This window comes from Polyangiaceae bacterium, assembly GCA_020633205.1.
Taxonomy (GTDB): Bacteria; Myxococcota_A; Polyangia; order Polyangiales; family Polyangiaceae; genus JAHBVY01.
Genome location: JACKEB010000018.1, coordinates 184964 through 207679 on the forward strand (window position 1 = coordinate 184964; position 22716 = coordinate 207679).

Consider the following 22716-nt stretch of genomic DNA (forward strand, 5'->3'; position numbering starts at 1 on the left):
GAGCCTACGCGAACTGAGCGAACACCTGAGATATCGAGGTGACGCTGGAGCGATCCCCCACGCCGGGCGTTGCGGTGGGAAACGCGCCGCTGTCTTGGTTGTCGGCGCGCCCGATGAGCCGCTCCGCGATGAGTTCGACCTCGACGCGCAGCTCATCGCGGGGCGCGGCGAGGACCAGGAGTTCGTCCAGCTCGAAGCTACGACCGCGAACCGACTCGAGCGCCGACGCGACCTCGGTGTCATCCAGCCGTTCCCAGACAGCGAGCAAGGCTCTGAGTTGCTCGCCATCGTGTTCGATGAGCTCGGGCCGCTTGTTCACTTCGTGAGCGATCTCCACGAAGCTGAAGTAGTCGCCGAGCAGGCGCTTGCCGTCGAGCAAGTGCTTGTCCGTCGCGGCGCTCCGGCTCCCCGCTTTGCGCAGGGCAGCCCGCCGCTTGAGCCAGTCCGCGATGCGCGCGCGGAGCTCTGCAACCAGCTGCTGGTCATACACTCTGAGCCAGCGGCTGCGGCAAGTGAGCTTGGCCAGCGACATGCCCGCTGCTCGTAGCGCCGAGGTGGTGTCCCGACCGCGCACCAATAGCGAATCCTCGCGGAGATGCGTGAAGGCTCGTCGGGCTTCCAGGGCTTCCTTGAGCTCTGCGTCGTAGTAGCTGGTGAACGCCGTGACGCCGAGGGCTTCGCAAACGAGACAGTCCAGTGTCCGCAGCGCCCTCAAGAGCCCCCGACGCACCTTGCTTGCCGCGCGGACGACCTGCCAGTGCTCCTCGGACTGACGCGCTCGTTCGAGCTCAGCGCCTAGCTGACCCGCGGACAGTCGTGCCACGAATGTGGCATCCGCGAGTTGGGTCAAGACGGGCGGCAGATCGCTCCGACCGTCCAACTCTGCGATGACTGCACCGAGTGTGCGCCGCACGGTTGAAATGGCCGCATCCGAGCTGACGAGCAGCGCTTGCGTGTCGCCTTCCGCCCCGTCGTGCGTGGGGTGTATGGCGAGGGTGCTCCCGATTGCGTCGTCGATGTTGGCCTTGGCTCGAGTACCAAGGTCGCGGAATGATTGGGATTGGGGATTCACGTTGGACAACCTCTCGGAGAGGGCAATTCAACTCTCGTGCCGAACGTCTATGCCCCTCGCTGAGCTTGGTTACGCTGCTCTGTCGACACCGGTGTCGGCCAGAAATGCTACTGGGTCGATGTAGGACATTGGCTCCCCTAGCTGTGCGTTGCCGTGTTACCGCGGGGAAATTGGTGCGGTGCCTTGGGCTTGGCTGCGTGCGGTCGTGCTCGGGTGGCGCTCGACCGCCTGGACCCAGCCCGTGCGATGTCGAGACGCCCCGAGTCCTCCTCAGAGCGCTGTCCCGTGGCGCACTCGGCTCCAGCTCTCACGCGAGCGGAGCGTGCTGCGACGCTCCTGGTGCGGCGACGAGTCCGCGAAAGCTACCAAGTGGAAACAATTGGCGCCTCGCGACTCGATGCCGTTCGCGCGCGGCACCTGGCGGGAACCAGGCCAGAAAGCGCGCCCGCGCGGATTTCACGAGTCCGCCACGATCCCCGCCCAAGCCATGATAGGGTGCCGAGCAATATGGCGGGCAAGGTCATCGTCTTGGGGGGCGGCGTCGCGGGACTCAGCGCGGCGCACGAGTTGGTCGAGCGAGGGTTCACTGTCGAGGTCTTTGACCGTGGGACGATTCCCGGCGGCAAAGCCCGGAGCGTGCCGGTGCCCGGCACTGGAACCGGCGGCCGCCCGGACTTGCCCGGGGAACACGGCTTCCGCTTCTTTCCGGGTTTCTACCGTCACTTGCCGGACACCATGAAGCGCATCCCCTACGGGGGAAATGATGACGGCGTGTACGGCAACTTGCGGCAGGCGACACAGTTCATGCTCGCGCGCCAGGGACAGAGCGACCCGATCTTCGTCGCCCGCTTCCCGACCAGCCTCGGCGAGTGGTACCGCGCGCTGAAGGCGATCATCACTTCCAATCTTGGGATCCCGGCGAATGAAGCGGTCTTTTTCCTGGATCGCCTGATGGCGCTGCTCACCTCCTGCCACGCGCGGCGCTTCGGGCAGTGGGAGCACATCAACTGGTGGGAGTTCATTCGCGCGTCGGAGATGTCGGCTGAGTATCGCGCTTACCTAGCGAAGGGACTGACCCGTTCACTCGTGGCGATGCGCGCAGAGGAGGGCAGCACGCGTACGGTTGGATACATCCTGCTCCAGCTGCTGTTCGACCTGATCACTCCCGGAGAGACGCTGGATCGGCTCTTGGATGGACCGACCAATGAGGTGTGGATCGACCCTTGGGTTGCTTTCCTTCAGGGGCGCGGGGCCACCTATCAGCTCGAGCACGAGGTCAAAGCGCTGCACGTTGGCCCAGGGGCTGGTCCAGGTAGTGCCGTGCGGATACTCGGCGTCGAAATCCAAGGACCCTCAGGGCCACCCGTCACTCACACTGCTGACTGGTACGTGCTGGCGATGCCCGTAGAGCGCGTTATTCCGTTGCTCAGTCTGGAGCTGGTTACGGCGGCTCCTGAGCTGGCTGGCTTGACTCACCTGCGGACGTCTTGGATGAACGGCATGCAGTTCTACCTGAAGCAAGACGTCGAGCTGGTGAAGGGCCACGCGATCTTCACGGATTCACCCTGGGCCCTCACCAGCATCTCCCAGCAGCAGTTCTGGGCCGAGCGGATCCCGAACTATGGCGATGGGCAGGTTCACGGCATCCTGAGCATCGACATCAGCGACTGGGACACGCCGGGCATCCTCTACAACAAGGCAGCTCGCGATCTCACCACTCGGGCGGAGATCAAGGATGAGGTCTGGGCGCAGCTGAAGGCCGAACTCAACGACGACTCTCACCCGGATCTGCAGGATTCCAACCTGGCCCACTGGTTCCTGGATCCAAGCATCGACATGACGCCCTCTGGAGCCACCAACGACGAACCGTTGTTGGTGAACGTCGCGAGCAGCTGGCAGTACCGTCCGGAAGCGGTGACGTCGATCCCCAATCTCTTCTTGGCGAGCGATTACGTGCGCACGTTCACCGACCTCGCCACCATGGAAGGTGCCAACGAAGCCGCCCGCCGCGCGGTCAACGGTGTGCTGCGGGTGAGCGGTTCGAGCGCGCCCAAATGCGGTGTGTGGCCACTCTCGGAGCCCTGGTTCTTTGGCCCCGCGCGCGGCTACGACGCCCGCCGCTGGGAGGCCGGGAAGGCGAACTTGTTCGCACTCGACTTCAAGCCATAAGCGCTGTGATTAGCGTCCCCAAGCGCGAATCTCGAGCTTGCTGTTCGTCTGCATCGCCACCCAACGCGCGTTTTCCCCGACCCCGACCTTGAACGAGACAACGTAAGGAATGCTCGGATCCGAGGGGTATTCACCTCGGATCCCGTCAGCGATGTCAGTGCCCATTTGGTTCCACGTGCCGGACTCCATGCGCAGCACTCTGACTTGCCCCTCCAGGTTTGGATCCACGAACCTCGCGGCTTTCAGCACAAGGAGCTCACCCGTCCAATCCTTGGCGAATGCGAAGGTGCCGTACGGTAATGCCGGATAGGCCTGCCAGTTCGCTCCGTTCCAGAACTTTATCACTGTCGGTGTGCTGGAGGTCACTGGCACGTCGCCTCCGATGGCCGTAATGTCCTTGCGCCAGTTGTCACCCCAAGGGTCTGGGCCATGATCGCCTCCTAGCGGTGCCCAGTCGGTGCCATCCCAGCGCATCGCGTACTGCTCGGTCCAGTCCGGCTTGTCCCACACAAAGTTCTGTACGTTCCCTAGCAGCGCGCGGCCCCTCGAGTCACGGGAGACCCAGATCGAGGTTTCAAGGATCACTCCAAGGATCGGCTGAGAGCCCATCGCCTGCCACTCGGTTCCATCCCAGATCTTTGCTCCCACAGTGCGGCTTCCGTAGGCTCCTTCGAGGAAGAACAGCGCCGGGCCTGCAGGCAATGAGATGAAGGCTCCCAGGTATCCAGTGGTCACAGTCCCACCGACCACGTCCCAGGTCGATCCGCTCCAGCGAGCCACGCCAATTTCGCCGTTCTTTCGCCATGCGACGAAAGGCACACCGTCATCGCCCACGTCGACCACCACGGCCGCGGCATCGGTGAAGGGATACGTGGTGTTGCGCTCGCCGAGCGGCTCAAACCCATTCGCCCCCCACGTACTGATGAAGAAACCGGCACCCGGGAGCTGGTACGTAAGGAAGGCGATGCCGCACGGATTTACATCGAAGTCGACCATCCGCGGCCTGACACCTCCTTCCGCTCCTGGATCCGTCGCTAGCAGTTCCCAGTCGGTGCCAGGGGCGCTCACCCCGGAAATAGCCGCACAGCTCGAACTCGTCCCGCCTGTCCCCCCCGTTGCTCCACCAGCAGAGCTGCCTGCGGCGCTAGCAGCGCCTCCTACATTGGCTCCGGCGCCGCCGCCCGCACCGGCTCCGCCGGCGCTACCGCCAAGCCCGGCGCTGCCACCCGAGGCTCCCAGACCGGCACTTCCCCCGACGCTCGCGACACCCCCGGTAGATTGCCCTGCGGAACCAGATGAGCCTGCGTCGCCGCCCGCCGCGGTTCCTCCCATCCCACTTCCGCCAACGGATGCACCAGAAGTGCCCGCGGAGGACCCCCCGGAGCCTGAGGAACTGTCCTCTCCGCACCCCCCCGCGGCTAGGCTCAACCCCACTAGCGAAAGGGCCACCGTCCGTTCGAGTCCGCTTCTCAAAGTCATCATGCTACCAACTCCAACCGCGGATATTGCCCTCTCCTGGGACACCCACCATCAGCCCGGCGCCGTTGATCACCGGGACCGGTGTGTCTCCGAATGTCGGGTCACCTACCGTCGTGAGTGCCACGCCAAGCGCCTTCCATCCGTCACCGTCGATCCACTCAAGAACCCGAGTGCGAAAGTCGCTGAGACCGATGGTTCCGTAATAGAACGCTATGAACAGGCGCCCATCGACTCCGGCCGCGAGTTTCAGACCAGAGGGAGGCAGCGAACCGAGTGACTCCCAAGCAACGCCGTCGAAGCGCTCGATAAACGAGTTGCCGATCCCGACCACCGGACGGTTGTCAGCGTCGACCACGATGCTCTGAACTGTCCCTGCCGTTGAGGGGGTAGGCAACGAGCTCCAGGCACTGCCATTCCAGCGTTGGACGGTGACAGACCCTGCGCTTGTGGCCACCACGGGCCAGCCGTCACGGTCGAGCGTGTGCTGTGGTTCCGTGCCAGCGGGCTTGACCACCGGTCCTCCGCCCAGCGGCTCCCATGCGACGCCAGTCCAGCGGTGCACCCAAAACTCGCGCGCTCCCGAGGTGTCCTTGGTGCGCACGAAGGCGAAGGTTCCCTGAGGCCCAGTCTCAACGCCCGCGGTCGCCTCGCTGGCTGCGCTGAGCGAGGTCTGTCCCATTCGAATCCATGCGGATCCGTTCCAGGTGCTTACGCCAAGATCGTAGTTGGCGCCGTACTTGAACCAGCTCAGGTAGGGGGTACCTGACGCGTCCACTGCCAGGTCAAATGGGGTTCCATCGGTGAACGCGGTGGTTACGTTGACGAACTGCGCACCGTCCCAGCGCTCCACCGCACCAGCTTGACTACGAAAGAACTCGCACTCATTCGCAGCCAAAATCATCGAACTCCCGCTCGACCACGTGGACCAGGCGGCGGACGAGTTGCTGCCCCCGGTACCTGGACACAGAACAGAAGCGCCTCCCGCGCCCGCTGCTCCGCCGGCGCCAGACGCTCCACTCGCGCCGGCCGTACCCGCTGCACCGGCCGTACCCGCTGCACCGGCCGTACCCGCTGCACCGCCCGTACCAGCCATGCCAGCCGCACCGGCCATCGCACCGCCCGCTCCCGTGGCGCCTGCTCCCGCGGTTCCGCCGGTTGCGCCCACCCCGCCGCTGGCAGCCGAGCCGGAGGTACCTCCGGTTCCTGCGGACCCTGCTGCCGAGCCTCCTCCGCCTGCCGCCCCTGCCGCGCCGACGCCAGCCGTGCCTCCCTTGCCACCGGCGGATGAGCCATTGTCACTCGAGCTATCGCAGCCCGCAGCTTGAGTCAGCGCGGCGCAACAAATTGCCACCGCGTACCATCGAACAGTCCGGTCCATGTGAGTTGAATCACTCTACTGTGTTCTCGTCAGGGCGGTAGCGATGATCGCCATGACCCCGCGGTCTCACGATGATCCCTCGCGACCTCCTAGGAATTGTGGCGCCGCCCGTGCTCGCGTTCCTCCACTAGCTCCACTGAATCGCGAACACGTAGCGGATCGCGTCCTCCTGACGACTCGCGCGGCGACTCGGTTCCAGAATTGGGCTGCTTGGCTCTGCATCGTCCCTCGGATGATGCCGCCGCACGTTGCTGGGAGGCGGGGAAGGCGAACTTGTTCGCACTCGACTTCAAGCCATAGCTGCTTCTGTCCGCGGCAAGGCTCAGCGGCCCCAGGTCTGGATGCTGAGCGCAGTCGCGGTCTGTAGCGCTACCCAACGGGCCTTCTCCCCAGACCCAATCTTAAGGCCCTTGATGTAGGGGTAGGCGTTGCTGTTGTAGTTGTTGGCGAGGATGTCGTCGGCGATCAAGCTTCCCAGTTGAGTCCACGCGCCCGCCTCCAGGCGAACCACCTTGAGCTGGCCAACCGTGGATGTGCTCGGGAACTTCCCCTGCTTTGCGATGAGCGGAACGCCATCTGGGTCCGTGGCGAACGCGAACGGTCCGCGGGGCAAGTCGGGGTACGACTCCCAATCCACGCCATTCCAGCGCGTAGCTCCGGTGAGGCCGTCGGAAGCGATGGGTGAGTCCCCGGCCCCGGCGACAACATCGACCTGATCGACCTCGCCTGGTTGATACCACTCCGACCCGTGGGCGCCGCCAAGCGGGATCCATGACGAACCGTCCCAGCGAATCGCGTACTCGCTCATCTGTCGTCCGCCCGAGTAGGCCGGCTGAGAGTACGTGACCACCACGCGGCCTCGCGAGTCCTTGGTCGCGGCGAGGTACACATCAATGATGGGCCCGATGATTGGCTGCGTTCCGAACTCTTGCCACGCGGAACCGCTCCATCCCCGAGCGCGAACGGTCTTGTTCTCGTAGTTGCCTTCCGAGGTGAGTACCATAGGCCCTGCGTCCAGAGCGACGATCGCCCGCAGCGTGCCAGTCCCCACGGAACTACCGAGCGCTTGCCAGCTGGTCCCGTCCCAAGTCGCCGCCCCGACGCTACCTGACTTCTGCCAAGCGATCACCGGATGTCCGTCCTTGGCTAGGTCGAGCACGGCTGTTTCGGCGTCGGTAAACGGGTAGTTGGCGTTGCGATCTCCCAGCATCTCGAAGCCGTTGCTGCCCCACCGGCTGACGAAGAGCCCAAGCCCGTTCAGGCGATAGGTGAGGTAGGGCACTCCACACGCGTCGGCGTCGAAGTCGACCAATTCAGGTTTGGTTGCGCCTTCGATTCCGGGATCCGTAGCAGCGAGTTCCCAGTCGGTCGCACCCGGGGTGACCCCTGGTAATACCGCGCACGCGGACCCTCCGGTTCCTCCAGCTCCAGCGGCGCCTCCAGTTCCAGCCGCGCCTCCAGTTCCAGCCGCGCCTCCAGCTCCGGCCGCGCCCCCAGCCCCAGCGACGCCTCCGGCTCCGGCGGCGCTACCAGTGCCGGCCACGCCTCCAGCTCCAGCTGCGCCGCTCGCCCCAGCCGCACCGGCGGCGCCACCCGCGCCCGCGGGTCCGATTCCGCCCGCGCCTCCAGCGCTGGCGCCTCCAGTGTCAGACCCCGCGGAACCCCCGCTGGCGCCGGCGCCTCCTGCACCAGTGCCGCCCGTGGTTGCTCCCGCCACTCCGCCCGTCGCCGCACCTGAACTCCCACCCCCGCCATTGGGAGACGAATCCTCCCCACATGCCTGTGTCGACACACAGATCGCAACCATCGCGAGGGGAGTTACAACCCGTCGTAGCCTGCTCTTGCGCATTACCATCTCCAGCCAAAGACTTCCTTGGGGTACGAGAGTTCAACGATTAACCCTGCGGAATTGATCGCGGTGGTTGGGGTGCTCGCCTCAAACTGGCTGAGCACCGGGGTCAGTGAGGAGCCGACCTGGCGCCACCCATCGCCATCGATCCATTCCAGCACGCGCGTGCGGTAGTCATTCATCGCTATCGACCCCTGGGTGATTGCGAGGAAGAGCCTGCCCTGCTCGCTGGCGGCTAGCTCGAACGTCGCTCGAGGCAGGCTCGCGAGTGGCTGCCAAGCGGCGCCGTCGAATCGCGCGATTTTGGTGCCGCTGCTGCTCGTGGTGCCAATGATGGGCTGATTGCGGTCATCGACGGTGATGCTCACAAGCCCACCTGTGATGCCTGGTGAGCCGAGCGACGTCCAGCTCGTTCCGTTCCAGCGTTCCACCTGAAGGCCGCCTTGGTCGAACATCACCACAGGCCAGCCGTCGCGGTCGAGGGCGTGCTTCTCGTTGTCGGTCCCACGGGTGGTGAGCTGGGTCCAGGCGGAGCCCGTCCAGTGGAACACCCAGCTGTCGTGTCCGCCTCCGGAGTCACGGGTTCGAGCAAATGCAAAGACCCCCTGAGGACCGGCCTCCACGCTGATACTCGACGCTGGCGGATAGTAGCTCGTTGGGTCGTTCAAGTCTCCACCCAGGCGAACCCACGCGCTGCCGTCCCATTGACTTACGGCGAGCTCGGCCTTCGAGCTATCTGCCTGCCACGCAAGATACGCTTTCCCGGAGGAATCAACCGCCAGGCCTTGAACCTGGGAGCTGTTCGTGAATGCGCTGGTGACGGCGTTCCAGTGCGACCCATCATAGCGGCTGACCACGAAACCCCCACCACTCTGAGCCACCCGGAAGAAATCACATTCGTTCGCGGCGATCAGGTCCGTCGTCCCGGCGCCCCAGCTTGCCCAGTCGGCGGAAGTGTTGGCGCCCCCAGAACCACTGCAAAGCGCGCCGCTGCCTCCAGTGCCTCCAGTGCCTGCGACGCCGCCTGTGCCTCCGGTTGCGGCGCCCGCCTGTCCCCCAGAGCCCGAAGCTCCAGCCACACCAGCGCCGCCCGCTCCTGCCGCGGCGCCAGCAGAGCCGCCAGTGCCAGCAGAGCCGCCAGTGCCAGCAGAGCCGCCAGTGCCAGCCGAGCCCGCGGTGGCTCCAGCTGAACCAGCCACGCCGCCGGCTCCACCGCTTGCAGCAGAGCCAGCGCTGCCACCGTTCCCCGCGGAAGCGCCTGCGACACCTCCGCTCCCCTCACCAGCGGCCCCAGCGTTGCCACCAGCGGACGAGCCGCCGTCGCCTGAACTGTCGCAGCCCGCAACCTGCGTCAGCGCTGCGCACACTAGCGCTGCGCACCATCGATTCGTCTGTCCCATAGCGTGATTCAAGCGAGTGTAGCCCCTTGAATGCTGGATGGTAGGCGTGAACGACCACGACCCCACGGTCTCAGGCAAAACCGCGTCCGAGCAGCGCGGACACTCGCCACGCACAAGCTCGCTTTTTAGCAGAGCGCTACTCTTTGCAGCGACCTAGCTCCACTGAATCGCGAACACGTAGCGGATCGCGTCGCCCTGGCGACTGGAATCCACCAAGTCGACGGTCGGCTCGCTCACCCCGTGGCTCTGCATCGTCCCACGGATGATGCCGCGGAAAGTCGCTGGATAGAGGTCGCTCGGCTCCACCTTGCAGCGCCAGCGAGCACCCCGGGCACCCTCCGCCTCGACGTCGTGTTCGTTCCAGGGGATTGAGACTCGGTACGCTTGAGCTAGGCGCTCGAGCACGGTGATCGGCTCGCTGCCGATGAAGGCACTGATCGTTCGCCCGACCATGCTCGAGCGAAACACCGGGTAGAAATCCTCAGCGATGCGCTCGAAGCCGGTCTCCAGGGGCGAGCCCGGGTACAGCACAGCCGACGCCAGAAAGTACAGCTTGTAGAAGTCGCGGTGGGGCATGAGCGAGAAGGGGACGAAGCGCGTGCGCACTCCTCCACGCTTCACCAGCTCTTTGGCCACCTCGTAGGTGCGGGAACGCGCGATGGTATCCACCAGCCCCTGGAAGAACATGCCGCGCACCTGACACGCGACCGGGAACTCTGAAAGCACCCGGCGAATGCGCTCGCGGTCGCGGGACGTCACCTCGACCTGGGCCGCGAAAGCCTCAGCTTCTGCAGGGTCGATGACGCGTTCACCCCAATCGAAGTCGCTTGCAGGGATCACTCCGTGCGGATCCTACCCGCCGAGCCCGAGGAAAGAAAGTCCGTGGAAACACTTCCTCAGGGGCGAGAACGCCTCAAGTGGGCACAAGCCTACAAAGACTGCGTAAGACCCCGATTGTGCGCCCGGACATAGCCTTGGGCCTTGGGGCTTGGGGGCTTGGGGCTCCGCGACTAGATAACCGCGCGGAAATCGATCAGGCGGGCCAGCCGCTGACGATCCACCCCATGCCGACGACGCACGCTACCGCGGCCGCACCAAACATCAAGATCGGCCTGAGCTTCCAGCCCCCGCGATTGGCGAGTTCACCAGCTAGGCTACCGATGACCATCATGGCGAGAGTTGCCCCGAGGAAGTACGCCGCGAGGTAAGTCGCGGCACCCATCGTTGAAAGCCCCGTGGCAGGCAGGATGCCGATCAAATGACTCGCGCCCGCAGAGCCGTGGAGCGCCCCAACTCCGAAGGTGGCGCCGCGTTTGCGATGCTGATGGCCGTGCTCGAACTCGCCACGACTCCGCCACGCTTGGTAGCCCTTCCAACCTGCCCACGCGCCCAGAGACAACAGCAGGAAACCAACACCGAACTCCGACCAACCGCTGATCAGGTGAATCGAGAGGGTGTCTCGAGCGAGCAGCGCGATCGCTCCGATCACGATCACCCCCGCGCCGTGGCCCATACCCCAGTCGAGCCCAGCGAGCAGACCCGAACGGCGGTTCCCCAGCGCTAGCGGTGCGACCGCCGCTAGGTGATCCGGGCCAGAAAGCGCGTGAATCGCACCACCAGCGAGTCCTGCGACGAGGCTCAGCATGAGCGACCTTCGTAGCACGTTGTGATGTCACCGTGCCACTTGAAGTTTTCTGGCACAGACTGTTCCAGCGCCGCGCCATTGCCACCCTCTAGCCGCAAACCAACACTCTCGGGCCATGGCAACGTCGCCCAAGTTCAACAGCCCAATCCTCGACAGCGCGCCCCTTGGCTTTCAGTGGCCGACGGTCGATCCGTTTCTGTTCTGTGTCCATCACGACGACGCGTACCCCAAGGGCAACGCCGACCTCGGTCCCGACGCGAGCCTCGCCGGTCGTAACATCGGGATGGACTTCGAACCCAAGGACGGCTGGCGCATGTATCACGGCGACGTCGTCCCGGGCTTTCCTCAGCATCCCCATCGTGGCTTCGAGACAGTGACGCTGATGCGGCGCGGTTACATCGATCACTCAGACTCGCTCGGCGCGACGGCACGCTTCGGACACGGCGACGTGCAGTGGATGACCGCGGGCAAGGGCATCGTGCACTGCGAGATGTTCCCCCTCGTCAAGCAAGATGAAGCCAACCCGGCAGAGCTGTTCCAAATCTGGCTGAACCTGCCCGCGGCCGACAAGATGGTCGACCCCTACTTCACCATGCTGTGGGCAGAAAAGATCCCCACGGTAACGTTCAAGGACGAAGCCGGAAGGGAGACCCGCGTCACCGTGATCGCGGGCAAGCTTGGGGAGGCAGCGCCCCCTGCGCCGCCACCGAATAGCTGGGCGAGCCGCCCGGATAGCGACTTGAACATCTGGACCATCACCCTCGCGCCAGGTGCTCGCTGGACCCTGCCGCCAGCGCTCGAGACCAGCCACCGCCTGCTCTATCTGTTCCGTGGGGATTCCGTTGAGGTGGCGGGTCAAGAGGTCAAGCCGAAGCGCGTGTTGGCGGTAGAGCCCGACGCGGCCCTGGAGCTCGTCAACGGAAGCGAAGAGACCGAGATCTTGATGCTGCAGGGGCGCCCGATCGGGGAGCCGGTGGCCAACCAAGGTCCCTTCGTGATGAATACGCAAGCGGAGCTCCGCCAAGCGTTCGCTGACTACCGGAGCACCGGCTTCGGTGGCTGGCCGTGGAAGTCTTCTGGCCCCGTGCATTCCCGGGAGCAAGGCCGCTTCGCCAAGCACCCCGATGGGCGCCACGAAGAGCCAGGCAAGGCCTCTGCGGCGGAATAGCTCCAGACCCAGAGGCGCTCTTCACTCCGAGTGGGAGACGCAGTGTCCTTCCCCGCGGAAGTGACCCAGGGTGGTGGTGAGCGCCTCGACGAAGTCGTCCAGGGTATTGACACCGCTTGCGCTGCCCGTGCCATAGCTGCCTTCTGTGAGGTCGAATAGCTGGACCGCGGCGAGCTCTTCGCGGGTCACGTCGCCGTCGGCGTTGGCGTCGGCCGCGGCCATGGCGTTGAAGCGCAACACTGCGTTCTCAGCCGTGAGGTCGTCGTAGAATAGGTGGTCGCCGTGAATCGTCAGCTGCACCTGTTCGATGCCGCCGTTGGCAACCAGGATCCCCTCACGCACCTCGTTGCCCGCGTCGTCGACCTGAACGCAGCTCTTGTAGTGGGTGGTGTTCGTGAAGCCCCATTTGAAGGTCTTGGTGTCCGTGCCGTTGCTCGCGCTGCCTTCGACGTAGACCCCGTAGCCATTGCTGGTCATGAACGTCACGTCCGCGTCGGTCACGCTGTTGCTCTTGATGGGCGCGCTCACGGGGCCAACCGTGTAGCTCACGCTGTCGTAGCCGCCTGAGCGGATCTTGGCGGTCTGCCAGAGCTCCTGGGGCCCTGGTTGCTTGAGATCGAAGAGCGTGACTGCACCTTCGGTGGCGCCACCGGACTCGTTCGAGTCTGCGAGGGTCACGTTTCCGACCTGGATCAGAAACTTGGAGTAGGTGATGGTCCAACCGTCTTCGAACTCCGAGGTGGGGATCTCCTGCTCGATGTAGTCCTCGCCGTAGACATTGAAGCTCGCTTGACCCTCACCCCCGCTGTCCGCGTCATCGGAGGAACTGCAGCCTGGGGCGACGCCGAGGGTGAGGCAACAGGCGAGACCCAGGGCAAGCGGCGTGCGGGGAAATAGATGATTGGACATGCTTATTCTTCTAAATTTCCTGGTGGAAATAATGTGATGGGTAAAGGTTCGCATAGACGCCCATGAGGAGCGCTACTGAACCGATGTGTGGTGAGCTCCTCCGACTAGTCGGGGATGAAGCTGAAGCTGTAGGCGACCGCTTGGCGTAGGCCGCGGGCGAAGGCGTTGTGCAGCGGCGCGAGGGTCGCGTCGTCTGCGGTGATTTCTACGATGCTCGCGTCGCTCGGCGGTGTGACGCGCGAAAGGTCGAGCTGATCCACCCAGTGACTCGGATCGATGGTGAGTACGATCGTGCCGTCTCCAGAGATCACTGCCTCGCCTGAGCCGGCGCCGTCATCGAAGGGGCAGCCTTCGATCGTGGGCACTCCGTTGGTGTCCAGGACGTCGGCCTTGCTCGCCAGCAACTCGATGTCGAAGCTGACGTCGCTCTGGGTCACGGTTGCGACCACATGAGCCACCGAGCCGTTCAGTGCGCTCGCAGCGGGGCCCGTCGGTGGAGCATTGAAGGTGAACCAGCCGGAGCGGTAGTGGCCCGTCACGCCCTCGCCGTCGGCGAGGCTGACAGGCGCAACCAGCAAGTCCGCGCTGGTTGGGGTAAGCATCTCTCCCAGCTCGTTGCCCGCGACGTAGTGCCCAGGATGCGCCTTTGCCGTAGGGATCTGAAACCAACCTCTGAGCAGATCCGACTGATTTTGGGGGGGAGGGGGCACCGCTCTTCGCCCAGAAGTCGATCGAGCGTAGCGCTCCAGGCCGCGCGCTGGCAGGACCCCTATCGCCGCTCCCTCGAAGTACCGCAACTCCCCGATGCTGAGCTCCACCTGTTTGAGCTGGATCTGCCAGTCGAAGCCGTTGCTGAACGGAGCTTGGGCAATCTCTGCCAGGTCTACGCGGGTATGCAACGTGACGCGCTTGCCCGTCGTGGACTCAGCCGTGTCGTCGCCGCAGCCGCTCTGGAGGCTGGCGACACCGAGCCACAGGCCGTACAGAGCCACTCCAAGCGAGAGGTGCTTCGTGAGTGCGAATAGATTGCCTTGTGGAATTTGCATGGGCTAGCTCCCGGCGCTTGATCAGATGAAGAGGGTCAGCGTCGCCATCAGGGTGCGCGGCGCTCCCGCAGAGATGTGGCGCACTGGTAAGAGCGAAGGGGAGGCGCCCTGATTGAAGTTTGACGGGTACACGAACTCGCCGTCGTTCCAATCCGTGTCGAGCAGGTTGAAGCTCTCGAGGCTGAGCTCCACTTCCTTCAAGCGCGCAGCGACCCGCGCATCCATCAGGAACACATTGGTGCCGAGCTCTCCGTAGGGAATTGGCCGCCGGTAGAGGTACGTCATGCCCACCCCGAAGCTGCCGACCAGGCTCCGCCCCCACAGCTTGCCCAGCGTCGGCTTGACCGCCAGATCGTCGCGTACGACGACTTGGGGTACGAAGGGCACGAGGGCACCTTCCAAGTAGTCACCGCCGGACTCTGTGAACGTCGCGCGCGTGTACGTTGCACCGAAAGATGAGGTGAACCATGGAGTCGGTTCCGCGGTGAAGTCGATCACGGCGCCGTTCCTTTGCGTCGCGGGGACCGGCTCGTTGCGCGCCACCGACTCGAGGAACACCACGTCATCGCTCAAGTCCGTGTGAAACGCCGCAATCGACGCGCGGATGCGCTTGGCGTCGACATAGCGCACGCCGAGCTCGTAGGAGCTGACCTCGGTGAACGGTGTTCGCTCACCGGCGCCGAGGCTACGCGCTTGAGGGGAGCGAAACCCTTCGCCGTAGCTCAAGAGCGCGTGCAGTCCAGGCAACACGGCGACGTCGATGGTGCCCTTCTTGCCAAAGTGCGTGCCCTGAGCCGAGCGCGTCTGGTCGTTTCTGAGGTGGTCGGTGATACCGAACGACAAGGCGTCCCAGCGCCCGCCGCCGCGCACCACGACGCGCGAGATCGGACGCACGGACAGGTCTACGTAGCCCGAAACGCTCTGGGTGTGGACTTCGGAGTCGATGATCGACGCGGTCACTTCACGGGTCACCTGACTCAGCAAGCGATCTGATTGCTCGATGCTGTCATCGCGTCCGGCGATGCCGACGGTGATGCTGTCGTGCTCGTTCAGGAGCTTGATCTGTCGCCGGAGAGAGGCGCGAAAGCCCAGCGTGCGCGCGTCGTTGAGCTGCTGCGTCGAGTCTCCGTTGACTGGATCCTCAAGGAAACCGGTGAAGTTGTGGTCGAGCTCGAGGCTGCGCGAGATGGCGTAGGGGCCGAAGTGGAAGTGCCAGTTGTCTACCGCACCGCGCAGATCAGCCACGACTTGCGTTCGGCCGCTGCGGCCACCCTGCGCCGTATCGTAGCTGTCGAAGCGGTCCTTACGGCCGCTCTCCACATCGTCCACCCGCAGCACGCCCGCGGAGCCAAAGCGTGAGGCGTAGGTGCTCGCCAGCAAACGCAGCTCGATGTCGTCGTGCAGTGGATGCACGATTTGAGCAATGGCCGAGGCGCGTTGCGCCGCACGCCCCACGCCGAAGCCATCACTCTCGTAGGTCTCGAAGGCGCCGAACGTCTCCGTGGGCGCGTCCTTCGGGTGATAGGCGAGGAAGGCGCGCCGCGCGCCGTAGCTCCCCAGCGTGCCGCTCAAGGTGAAGCCCGGCTCGTCGTAGCCCAGCTCGAAGTCCATGCTGCCGGCAACCGCGAAGTCGCCTTGCTCTGGCGAGTAGGGACCGGGTAGCGCCGTCACCCGCGTCACGACCTCGGGCATCACGAAGTGCAAGTCGGCGTAGCCCTGGCCGTGGACGTTGCTGACTTCATTCACCGGCGCGCCGCCGACCCAGAACTCGATGTCTTGGCCGTGCACTGCGTCGAAGCCGCGGAAGAAGATCTGATGAGCTTTGCCTTCGCCGCTGTGCTGAGTGACGAAGGTGCCGGGCACCGTCAGCAATAGGTCGCTCGCGGTGCGGTGCGGCGCCGCGCGCAGCACCCGCCGATCCCGCTCTACGGCGCTTGCGGTGCGCGGTGGCGTTGCGGCGCGGACGTAGACTCCCGCCTCGCTCTCGGGCGCCGTTTCCGCCTCGCCCTCGGCTGCTTGCGGGTGGTCATGGGCATGCCCGTGCTCATGCTCGTGGGGGTGCGCGTGCGCTGGCGCCTCCGCGCCGTGGGAGTGGGCTTTCGCGGGTGCCTTCGCGGCAGGTCGTACTGGAAGAAATCGAATTACCGCACGGATTTTCGCGGGTAGCGGCCCCTCGGGACCCATCGCTGGCTTGAAGCGCCAACGCTTGGCCGCTTCGATGGCGTGAGCTTCGAACTCGCTCGCCTCCACTTCGCTACCTGAAGGCAGCTCGGTGGCGCTCGCGAGCTTGGCATCGCTGACGCGCCCCTCTTGGTCCACGGTGAGAAACAGCGTCACCCGAACCTCACGGCCCTGATCGGAGCCTTCGGGCCAGCTGGGCTTCGGCTGACTTATCGCCGTGGGGGGCGTGACCTCGGCGTGGTCCCCATGCGCCGCCGCCGCCGCGGGTAGCCCGCCGGCAAGCAGCAAAACGCCCAGAAAGGGCCACTTTCGCCAGGTCATCCTCGGGGTGTAACACGGACTTCAGGAAACGTGCTACCCATTTGGAGTCAGCAACAGGGTTATTCCAACGAGCGTTGCTCAGGGCTTTTGGGGGGAGGAGCGCCTCAGCCATCCGACGAGGCCGCCTAGCGCGAGCACCCCGAGCCACACCAAACTCGCCCAGGCCCAGCGCGGATCCGTGGTGGCGATCGGCAGCTTGCCCAGGGCGCGCGGCAGGTACGTGAGCACGAACACCAACCACAAGTAGCAGAAGTAGACGAAGCTCAAGCGCAAGCGGTTCTTCGCGGAAATGAACCCGTACACGAACGGGAAGCTCACGAGCAACCCGTAGCCTAAAATGCCACCCAGTAGGCGCGTGCCCGCTGGCCACAACCCTAGCGGCGTGAGGTAGCTCACGATGAAGCCGAGGTGCACCACGTGCGCCGCTGCGAAGGCTGCGAAACCGTAGAGGGCCGGTACGCGCTTGGTGACACACCAGCTGAACCACAGGGCGCTGAAGAGCGTCAGCGACCAGCGCCCGGTGTTGCGAGTCGCCGCCGCGAAGCCTTCGCGATCAGTCTCCACGACGAGCAGCGAAAGCCCGCCAATCAGCCCAGCGATCAGAGCTGCCCCGAGGGCCATGCCCAGGGTCTGGCGCTGTTTCGGCCGCGCTTCGCCGACTTCCCCCGCCATGCGCAAGACCCCGAGCATCGGGGCAAGTCGGTGTGGCTGCAAGGCATGCAGCCACGTTCAGTGCAAATCGTGAGTAGAGTAGCGGTGCGGTGCCGTCTCCCCCCCAAAAAAGCAGAACTCGAGGGCAGGTGAGTCGACGTGGAAAGACGGGCGATGAACCCCTGCGCGTCACCTGCTGGAACGTGAATGGTGTGCGCTCGGCGACGCGCAAGGGCCTCGTGAACTGGCTCCAGCAGGACGCACCGGATTTCTTTGCGCTGCAAGAGGTGCGTGCCTTGCCGCAGCAGATCCCCGCGGAGCTAACCGCGCTCGGGCTCCAGGCGCACTGGGAACCGGCGGAGCGGCTCGGATACAGCGGTGTCGGGTGGCTGGGTAAGGTTCCATTTCAGCCGGTGGAGCTCGGCCTGCCGGGGCGTTTCCGCATCGAGGGCCGGGCATCGCTTGTGCAGTGCGGTGCGCTCTGGCTCTGCTCGGTTTATGTTCCGAAGGGAAGCGGTCCTCAGCGCGACAACAGTCGCTTGCCCTACAAGCTGGCGTTTTCCCGGGCGCTACGTCGCAAGTTGCGGCCGCTGCTCGTCGCGGGAGAGCGAGTCGTGGTGTTGGGCGATTTCAACGCGGCCCATCAGGAGATCGACCTCGAGCGACCGAAGCAGAACCGGGAGAACAGCGGCTTCCTGCCTGAAGAGCGCCGAGACTTTGCCGCCTGGCTCAGGGCGGGCTTCATCGATAGCTTTCGCGCGAAACAAGTCGAGCGCGATGGAGCGGCCCGCTCGGGGCACTACACCTGGTGGAGTCAGCGTCCTGGTTTGCGCGAGGCGAACGTCGGGTGGCGGATTGATTACGCCCTCGTCAGCCCTGCAGCGTGGCCGTTCGTACGCCGTGCTTTCATCCTGCCTGAAGTTCGGGGTAGTGATCATTGCCCCCTCGGGGTGGAGTTCGATCGAGCGGTGCTCAAGCGGTAGAAGATGGCAAAACGCTCGGAAGTTCCCGAAGAGCTGGTCAGGGCTAGTGGCATCTTTGCTGGCTTGGGGCCGCTGCTCAGCCTGATCGGCCCCCTCGTCGACCCGCACTGGGTGCAGCGCGGCCTGAACCGCGACTGGCATTTCGCCGGGCCGATTTGGGTGCTGTGGGCCGCGAGCGCCGCGATGAGTGTCGGCGGCTTGTTGCTTCCGCTGCGCCCCGCGGTGGGTCGCCCGCTGGTGATGATGTCGGCCCTGGCCTGGGCGGCGATGGGCGTGTGGCTCTCTCACCTCAATCCGCTGATGGCGCTGGTCGTGCTCTCGACCTGCCTCGCGCTGATGCACTGGATGTATCCAGCGCGCCGGATCTTGACCCCGATTGGGTTGGAGCCGGCGGTGTCCTACGCTCGAGGCAGCGCGTCGGTCGTGCTGCTCGCGATCGCGACCGTGATCCTCGCGGAACACCGCCTGGACCTCGGTACGCTAGTGGCGTTCCAGGTGGCCTCTGGGATCTCGACCTTGCTCTTCCTGCGTGCGGCGTTCGCCCGTCGTCTCGATCAGCCGGTGGTGTTCTGGCTGGCCTGGCTCATGGTGGGGATCGTGCTGGTCGACGCGAGCATGTTGCAGACCGCGCGCGTCGGCTGGCGGGGCGTGCTGATCCTAGCGAGCGTACCCGCCTGCGTCGCGTTGCTCGGGCTGCGTCACCCTCGCGGTGGCTCGCGCATGGTTGCCGCGCTGACCGATGCCGTCGCGTCGCACCCCGCGCGACTGCTCGCGGTCACGTTCCTCGCGTTGAGTATGGGCGGCGGGCTCCTGTTGCGGCTGCCCGCTGCGAGCGCCGGTGACGAGGCCTTGCGAGCGATCGACGCGGCGTTCACTGCCACCAGCGCTGTATGCGTCACAGGGCTGGTCGTGATCGACACCCCAGTTGCGCTGAGTCACGGGGGCCAGGTGCTGCTGCTCGTGCTGATCCAAGTCGGTGGTCTCGGCATCATGAGCTTCTCCACCGTGGTCGCCGCCGCGTTGGGCCAGCGGCTGAGCCTCAAGCACGAAGCGGCGATGGCCGAGATGGTGGGGAGCGATAACCGGGGAGAGCTCAACGACGCACTGCGCCGCCTGCTTGGGGTCACGTTCATCAGCGAGATCATGGGCGCGCTCTTGATGTGGCCGCTATTCGTTCGTGAAGGCGACAGCTTGTGGCACGGGCTGTGGCGCGCGGGCTTTACGTCCATCTCCGCGTTTTGCAACGCGGGCTTTGCGCTGCAGTCGGACAGCTTGGTGGGCTACACCCACAACGCTGGCATCCTCAACATCGTCGGCTTCCTGATCATCTTGGGTGGGCTGTCACCCCTGGTGATCGTGGAGTTTCCGCGTTGGTTGCGCCGCCGCAAGGTGTCCGTACAAACGCGACTCGTGATGCTGATGACCATCGCGCTCTCGCTGAGTGGCGCGGTGTTCATCGGGCTGCTGGAGTGGTCTCACGCCTTCGCAAACATGAGCTACTGGGATCGCCTGAACGCCGCTTGGTTTCAGTCGGTGACGCTGCGAACTGCGGGCTTCAACTCGGTCGACTTGGCGGAGCTGAGACCCGCGACGCTGTGGTTGATGTGCGTGTACATGTTCATCGGCGGCAGCCCGGGTGGTACCGCGGGTGGCATCAAGACCACCACCGCGGCGATCCTCGTCGCAGCGGTGGGGAGTGCGATGCGTGGGCGCTCCGAGGTCGTGGTCTATGGCCGCCGGATCCCAACGCAGAACGTCTACAAAGCGGCTGCGATCGCCACGATCGCCGCGTCGTTCATCGTGGTGGGCGTGATCGCCTTGGGCGTGACCCAAGAACTCGACTTCATGGCCACGCTGTTTGAAGTCGTTTCCGCGCTGGGCACCGTGGGTGTCAGCATCGGTGCGACGGGTCAACTGGACGACGTTGGCAAGGTGATCGTGATGGTGCTGATGTTCATCGGCCGCATCGGTCCGCTGACGCTCTTCCTGTTCTTGAACGAGCGCAGCTTCAACACCGCTTGGGATGTGCCAGAAGAAGACGTGGACGTGGGTTAGCCAGCGAGCGCAGGCAAAGCCTACTATCTGTCGGGAATCGAACGATGAAGAAGCAAGTGATGGTCGTTGGCTTGGGGCACTTCGGGAGCGCAGTAGCGCGCGCGCTGGCAGCGCGTGGCACCGAAGTGCTTGCCGTAGACAAGGACGCAGTTCGGGTGCGCAACGTCTCCCAAACCGTGACCGAAGCGCTGTGCTTCGACGCGACGGACGAGGAGCTCTTGAATCGCACGGCGCCAAGCAAACGCGACGCCTGCATTTGCGCGATCGGTGACGAGGCCACTGAAGCGTCGATCATGTGTACGGCGCTGCTCAAACAGATGGGGGCGAAGCGCCTGATTGGTCGCGCGAACAACGACCTGCACGCGCGCATCCTCCGCCTCGTTGGCGCCGATATGGTGGTGAACCCCGAGCGCGACTTTGGTGAGCGCTTCGCCAACCTGTTGATCCATGACCGAGTGCTGGGTGAGTTGCCTCTGGGCACCGACCTCGTGCTCACGGAGCTCGAGGTGCCGAAGCTGTTCATTGGGCGAAACTTGATCGAGTTGCAGCTGCCCCGTCGATATGGCGTGACTGTGGTCGCCATCCGTCATGCAGGGGAACGCGAAGTCAGCGTACCCGATCCCAAGGCAGGCATCGAAGAGGGCGATGTGCTGATCACGGTCGCGTCCAAGGACGCGGTGACTCAGATGCTGGAGCGGCTGTAGCCATGGGGAAAACAGAGGCAAAAGCCAAGGCCGCGACAAAAGAAGAGGCAAAAAAAGCAGAAGCAGAGCCAAAGGCGAAGGGGAAGCCGAAGAGCGCAGCCGAGCCCAACGTCGAAGCAGCGCCCAAAGGCAAAGCAGCGCCCAAAGGCAAAGCGGCGCCCAAGTCGAGCGCCAAAGCTTCAGCGCCCGAGGCCCCGCCTCCGAAGCGGGCGACGCGCACGGATGCCATGCAGCTCACACGCGCGACCCGCGTCGCCTTCACAGCGCTCTTGATTGTGAACCTCGCCAGCGCCGCCGCGGCCATCGGGCTCCTTGGGCGGATGCGCCCCGCCATCGAGCGCATCATCGAGCGCAATATCTACTCCCTCGAGGCGGTCGAGGGCATGCTCGTGGTGCTATCAAGCCCAGAAGGGCCGACGCCCGCCAATCAGACCGCCCTGGATGAAGCCTTGATCCGGGCGGAAAAGAACATCACGGGAGACGCGGAACGACCCTTGATCGCGCTGTTGCGCAATCGCTTGCCCCCGGCGTTGAAGGGGGATATCGCCGCGCGCCGTGAGTCGCTCAAGGCGCTGCAAGAGCTCGCAGACGTCAACCGCAAGGACATCGAGACGGCGGACCAAAACGCGAAGCGCTTGGGCACCGCGGGGGCTTGGGCTGTCAGCTTTCTAGCGTTGGTCGGGCTTGGCAGCGGACTCATCGGCCTGCGGCGCTTCGACCGCCGGGTGCTCGCACCACTCGAGGAGTTGCACAGCGTGTTGACCGATCACTCCGGGGGCCAACGCTTGCGGCGCTGCGGCGCCATTGGGCAAGCCTCGAAGGAGCTGCACGACAGCATGCTGAGCCTCAACCAACTCCTAGACTCGCGAGCGGAGGAGAGCGTCCGGCGCATCGCGGTGGGGCCGCAAGGGGGCGAGGCGGAGCGTCAGACGTTGCTCACGGTGCTGGATCTGCTCCCCGAGCCGACTTGGCTGGTTGATGAGCAGGGAGTCATTCTGGCGGCGAACCGCGTTGCCCTCGATCGAATCGCTGCGGAGCCTGAGCTGGCGCGAGCGGTAAAGGCGTTTGCCGCTGGCGCCTCCGACGCGCAAGACGAGGGGTTGGTGAAGCGAATCCAGCGTAAGACGGTGGAAGGCGGAACCCGCGCGCTGCTCCAGCTCGGTGCCGCGCAGACTGGGACCGCCAGCTAGTCGAGATGCTGTTAGTCGACGTAGCCTAGGCCTCGGAGCAGGTCTCGCGCCGTCACGGCGCCGAGGGTCTTGCCGTACGGATCAACCACGATGGCAGCCGGCTCTCCAGTGGTGGTTAGCATATGAGCGACCCATTTCACCGATGCGTTGGGGGGCACCGTCGTGCACTGTTGGACCACGCCGTCTTCCGCACACAGGTCGAAGAGGCTCTCCCGAGAGTGATGTTGGCTCAGCCGCATGACGGACAGTGCCGTCAAGAGGCCCACAGGCTCCTCGTGCTCGTCGACGACCACCACGAACGCGTCTGACGCATCGTTCGCCAGCTCGTTGAGCATGCTCGCGACTTCACTCAGTGGCAGGTCTTGAGTGACGATTACTGGGGGCCTCAGCACGGAGCTGACGCGGGTGTCGGAGAGGGTGTCTTGCGGGGGACGTTCACTGATGGTGACTGGAGGCAGTTGGCTCATCGCATTCCACGTAGCAACTCGTGCGCCAGTCCCGACGCTGAGTGCAGCC

At 64.8% G+C, this 22716-nt stretch carries 18 protein-coding genes; 6 read left to right on the top strand and 12 right to left on the bottom strand.

Features of this window, described 5'->3' with window-relative positions; translation table 11 throughout:
- Window positions 1–4 precede the first annotated feature (4 nt).
- Complete coding sequence (locus H6718_29045; GenBank protein MCB9589496.1) at window positions 5–1072, bottom strand: hypothetical protein; 1068 nt, start codon at window positions 1070–1072, stop codon at window positions 5–7.
- Window positions 1073–1579: 507 nt separating this feature from the next.
- On the opposite strand from H6718_29045, the gene H6718_29050 reads away from it, so the two are divergent.
- Window positions 1580–3241 carry an FAD-dependent oxidoreductase gene (locus H6718_29050; protein MCB9589497.1) on the top strand — a complete coding sequence of 554 codons (1662 nt, stop codon included), beginning with the start codon at window positions 1580–1582 and terminating at the stop codon, window positions 3239–3241.
- A 9-nt stretch (window positions 3242–3250) separates the two neighbouring features.
- Here the strand turns inward: H6718_29050 and H6718_29055 are convergent, their stop codons facing one another.
- The 6 genes from H6718_29055 to H6718_29080 form a co-directional block, all read right to left on the bottom strand.
- Window positions 3251–4573, bottom strand: a complete 1323-nt coding sequence (locus tag H6718_29055; protein MCB9589498.1) for a hypothetical protein — start codon at window positions 4571–4573, stop codon at window positions 3251–3253.
- Window positions 4574–4724: 151 nt separating this feature from the next.
- The gene (locus tag H6718_29060; protein ID MCB9589499.1) at window positions 4725–6071 is read right to left on the bottom strand and encodes a hypothetical protein; all 1347 of its coding nucleotides are present in this window, start codon (window positions 6069–6071) and stop codon (window positions 4725–4727) included.
- A gap of 349 nt (window positions 6072–6420) precedes the next feature.
- Window positions 6421–7905, bottom strand: a complete 1485-nt coding sequence (locus H6718_29065; protein ID MCB9589500.1) for a hypothetical protein — start codon at window positions 7903–7905, stop codon at window positions 6421–6423.
- A gap of 41 nt (window positions 7906–7946) precedes the next feature.
- A complete protein-coding gene (locus H6718_29070) occupies window positions 7947–9347 on the bottom strand; it encodes a hypothetical protein (GenBank protein MCB9589501.1) in 1401 nt (466 codons plus the stop codon).
- 153 nt (window positions 9348–9500) lie between these two features.
- Window positions 9501–10187, bottom strand: a complete 687-nt coding sequence (locus tag H6718_29075) for a DUF2378 family protein (GenBank protein ID MCB9589502.1) — start codon at window positions 10185–10187, stop codon at window positions 9501–9503.
- Between the two features lie 193 nt (window positions 10188–10380).
- Window positions 10381–10992, bottom strand: coding sequence for a High-affinity nickel transporter (locus tag H6718_29080; protein ID MCB9589503.1), 612 nt, complete (start codon window positions 10990–10992; stop codon window positions 10381–10383).
- Between the two features lie 115 nt (window positions 10993–11107).
- Here H6718_29080 and H6718_29085 point away from each other — a divergent pair, with 115 nt between their 5' ends.
- Window positions 11108–12160: a pirin family protein gene (locus H6718_29085; GenBank protein MCB9589504.1), complete on the top strand. Its 1053-nt coding sequence runs from the start codon at window positions 11108–11110 to the stop codon at window positions 12158–12160.
- Window positions 12161–12181: 21 nt separating this feature from the next.
- Here the strand turns inward: H6718_29085 and H6718_29090 are convergent, their stop codons facing one another.
- From H6718_29090 to H6718_29105, 4 genes are all read right to left on the bottom strand, one after another.
- Window positions 12182–13069 (bottom strand): hypothetical protein, encoded by an 888-nt coding sequence (locus H6718_29090; GenBank protein MCB9589505.1) that lies wholly within the window; start codon window positions 13067–13069, stop codon window positions 12182–12184.
- A 104-nt stretch (window positions 13070–13173) separates the two neighbouring features.
- Window positions 13174–14115 (bottom strand): hypothetical protein, encoded by a 942-nt coding sequence (locus H6718_29095; GenBank protein MCB9589506.1) that lies wholly within the window; start codon window positions 14113–14115, stop codon window positions 13174–13176.
- Window positions 14116–14136: 21 nt separating this feature from the next.
- A complete protein-coding gene (locus H6718_29100; GenBank protein MCB9589507.1) occupies window positions 14137–16299 on the bottom strand; it encodes a TonB-dependent receptor in 2163 nt (720 codons plus the stop codon).
- A gap of 396 nt (window positions 16300–16695) precedes the next feature.
- Window positions 16696–17307 (bottom strand): hypothetical protein, encoded by a 612-nt coding sequence (locus tag H6718_29105; protein ID MCB9589508.1) that lies wholly within the window; start codon window positions 17305–17307, stop codon window positions 16696–16698.
- Window positions 17308–17450: 143 nt separating this feature from the next.
- Between H6718_29105 and xth the strand changes: the two genes are divergently transcribed.
- The 4 genes from xth to H6718_29125 are packed head-to-tail and all read left to right on the top strand — an operon-like array spanning window position 17451 to window position 22200.
- On the top strand, window positions 17451–18251 hold the full coding sequence (gene xth, locus H6718_29110; GenBank protein MCB9589509.1) for an exodeoxyribonuclease III: 801 nt from the start codon (window positions 17451–17453) through the stop codon (window positions 18249–18251).
- 3 nt (window positions 18252–18254) lie between these two features.
- Complete coding sequence (locus H6718_29115; protein ID MCB9589510.1) at window positions 18255–20306, top strand: hypothetical protein; 2052 nt, start codon at window positions 18255–18257, stop codon at window positions 20304–20306.
- Between the two features lie 44 nt (window positions 20307–20350).
- The gene (locus H6718_29120) at window positions 20351–21010 is read left to right on the top strand and encodes a TrkA family potassium uptake protein (protein ID MCB9589511.1); all 660 of its coding nucleotides are present in this window, start codon (window positions 20351–20353) and stop codon (window positions 21008–21010) included.
- Between the two features lie 2 nt (window positions 21011–21012).
- Window positions 21013–22200 carry a hypothetical protein gene (locus tag H6718_29125; protein MCB9589512.1) on the top strand — a complete coding sequence of 396 codons (1188 nt, stop codon included), beginning with the start codon at window positions 21013–21015 and terminating at the stop codon, window positions 22198–22200.
- Between the two features lie 11 nt (window positions 22201–22211).
- Here the strand turns inward: H6718_29125 and H6718_29130 are convergent, their stop codons facing one another.
- Window positions 22212–22667 (bottom strand): CBS domain-containing protein, encoded by a 456-nt coding sequence (locus H6718_29130; protein MCB9589513.1) that lies wholly within the window; start codon window positions 22665–22667, stop codon window positions 22212–22214.
- Window positions 22668–22716 lie beyond the last annotated feature (49 nt).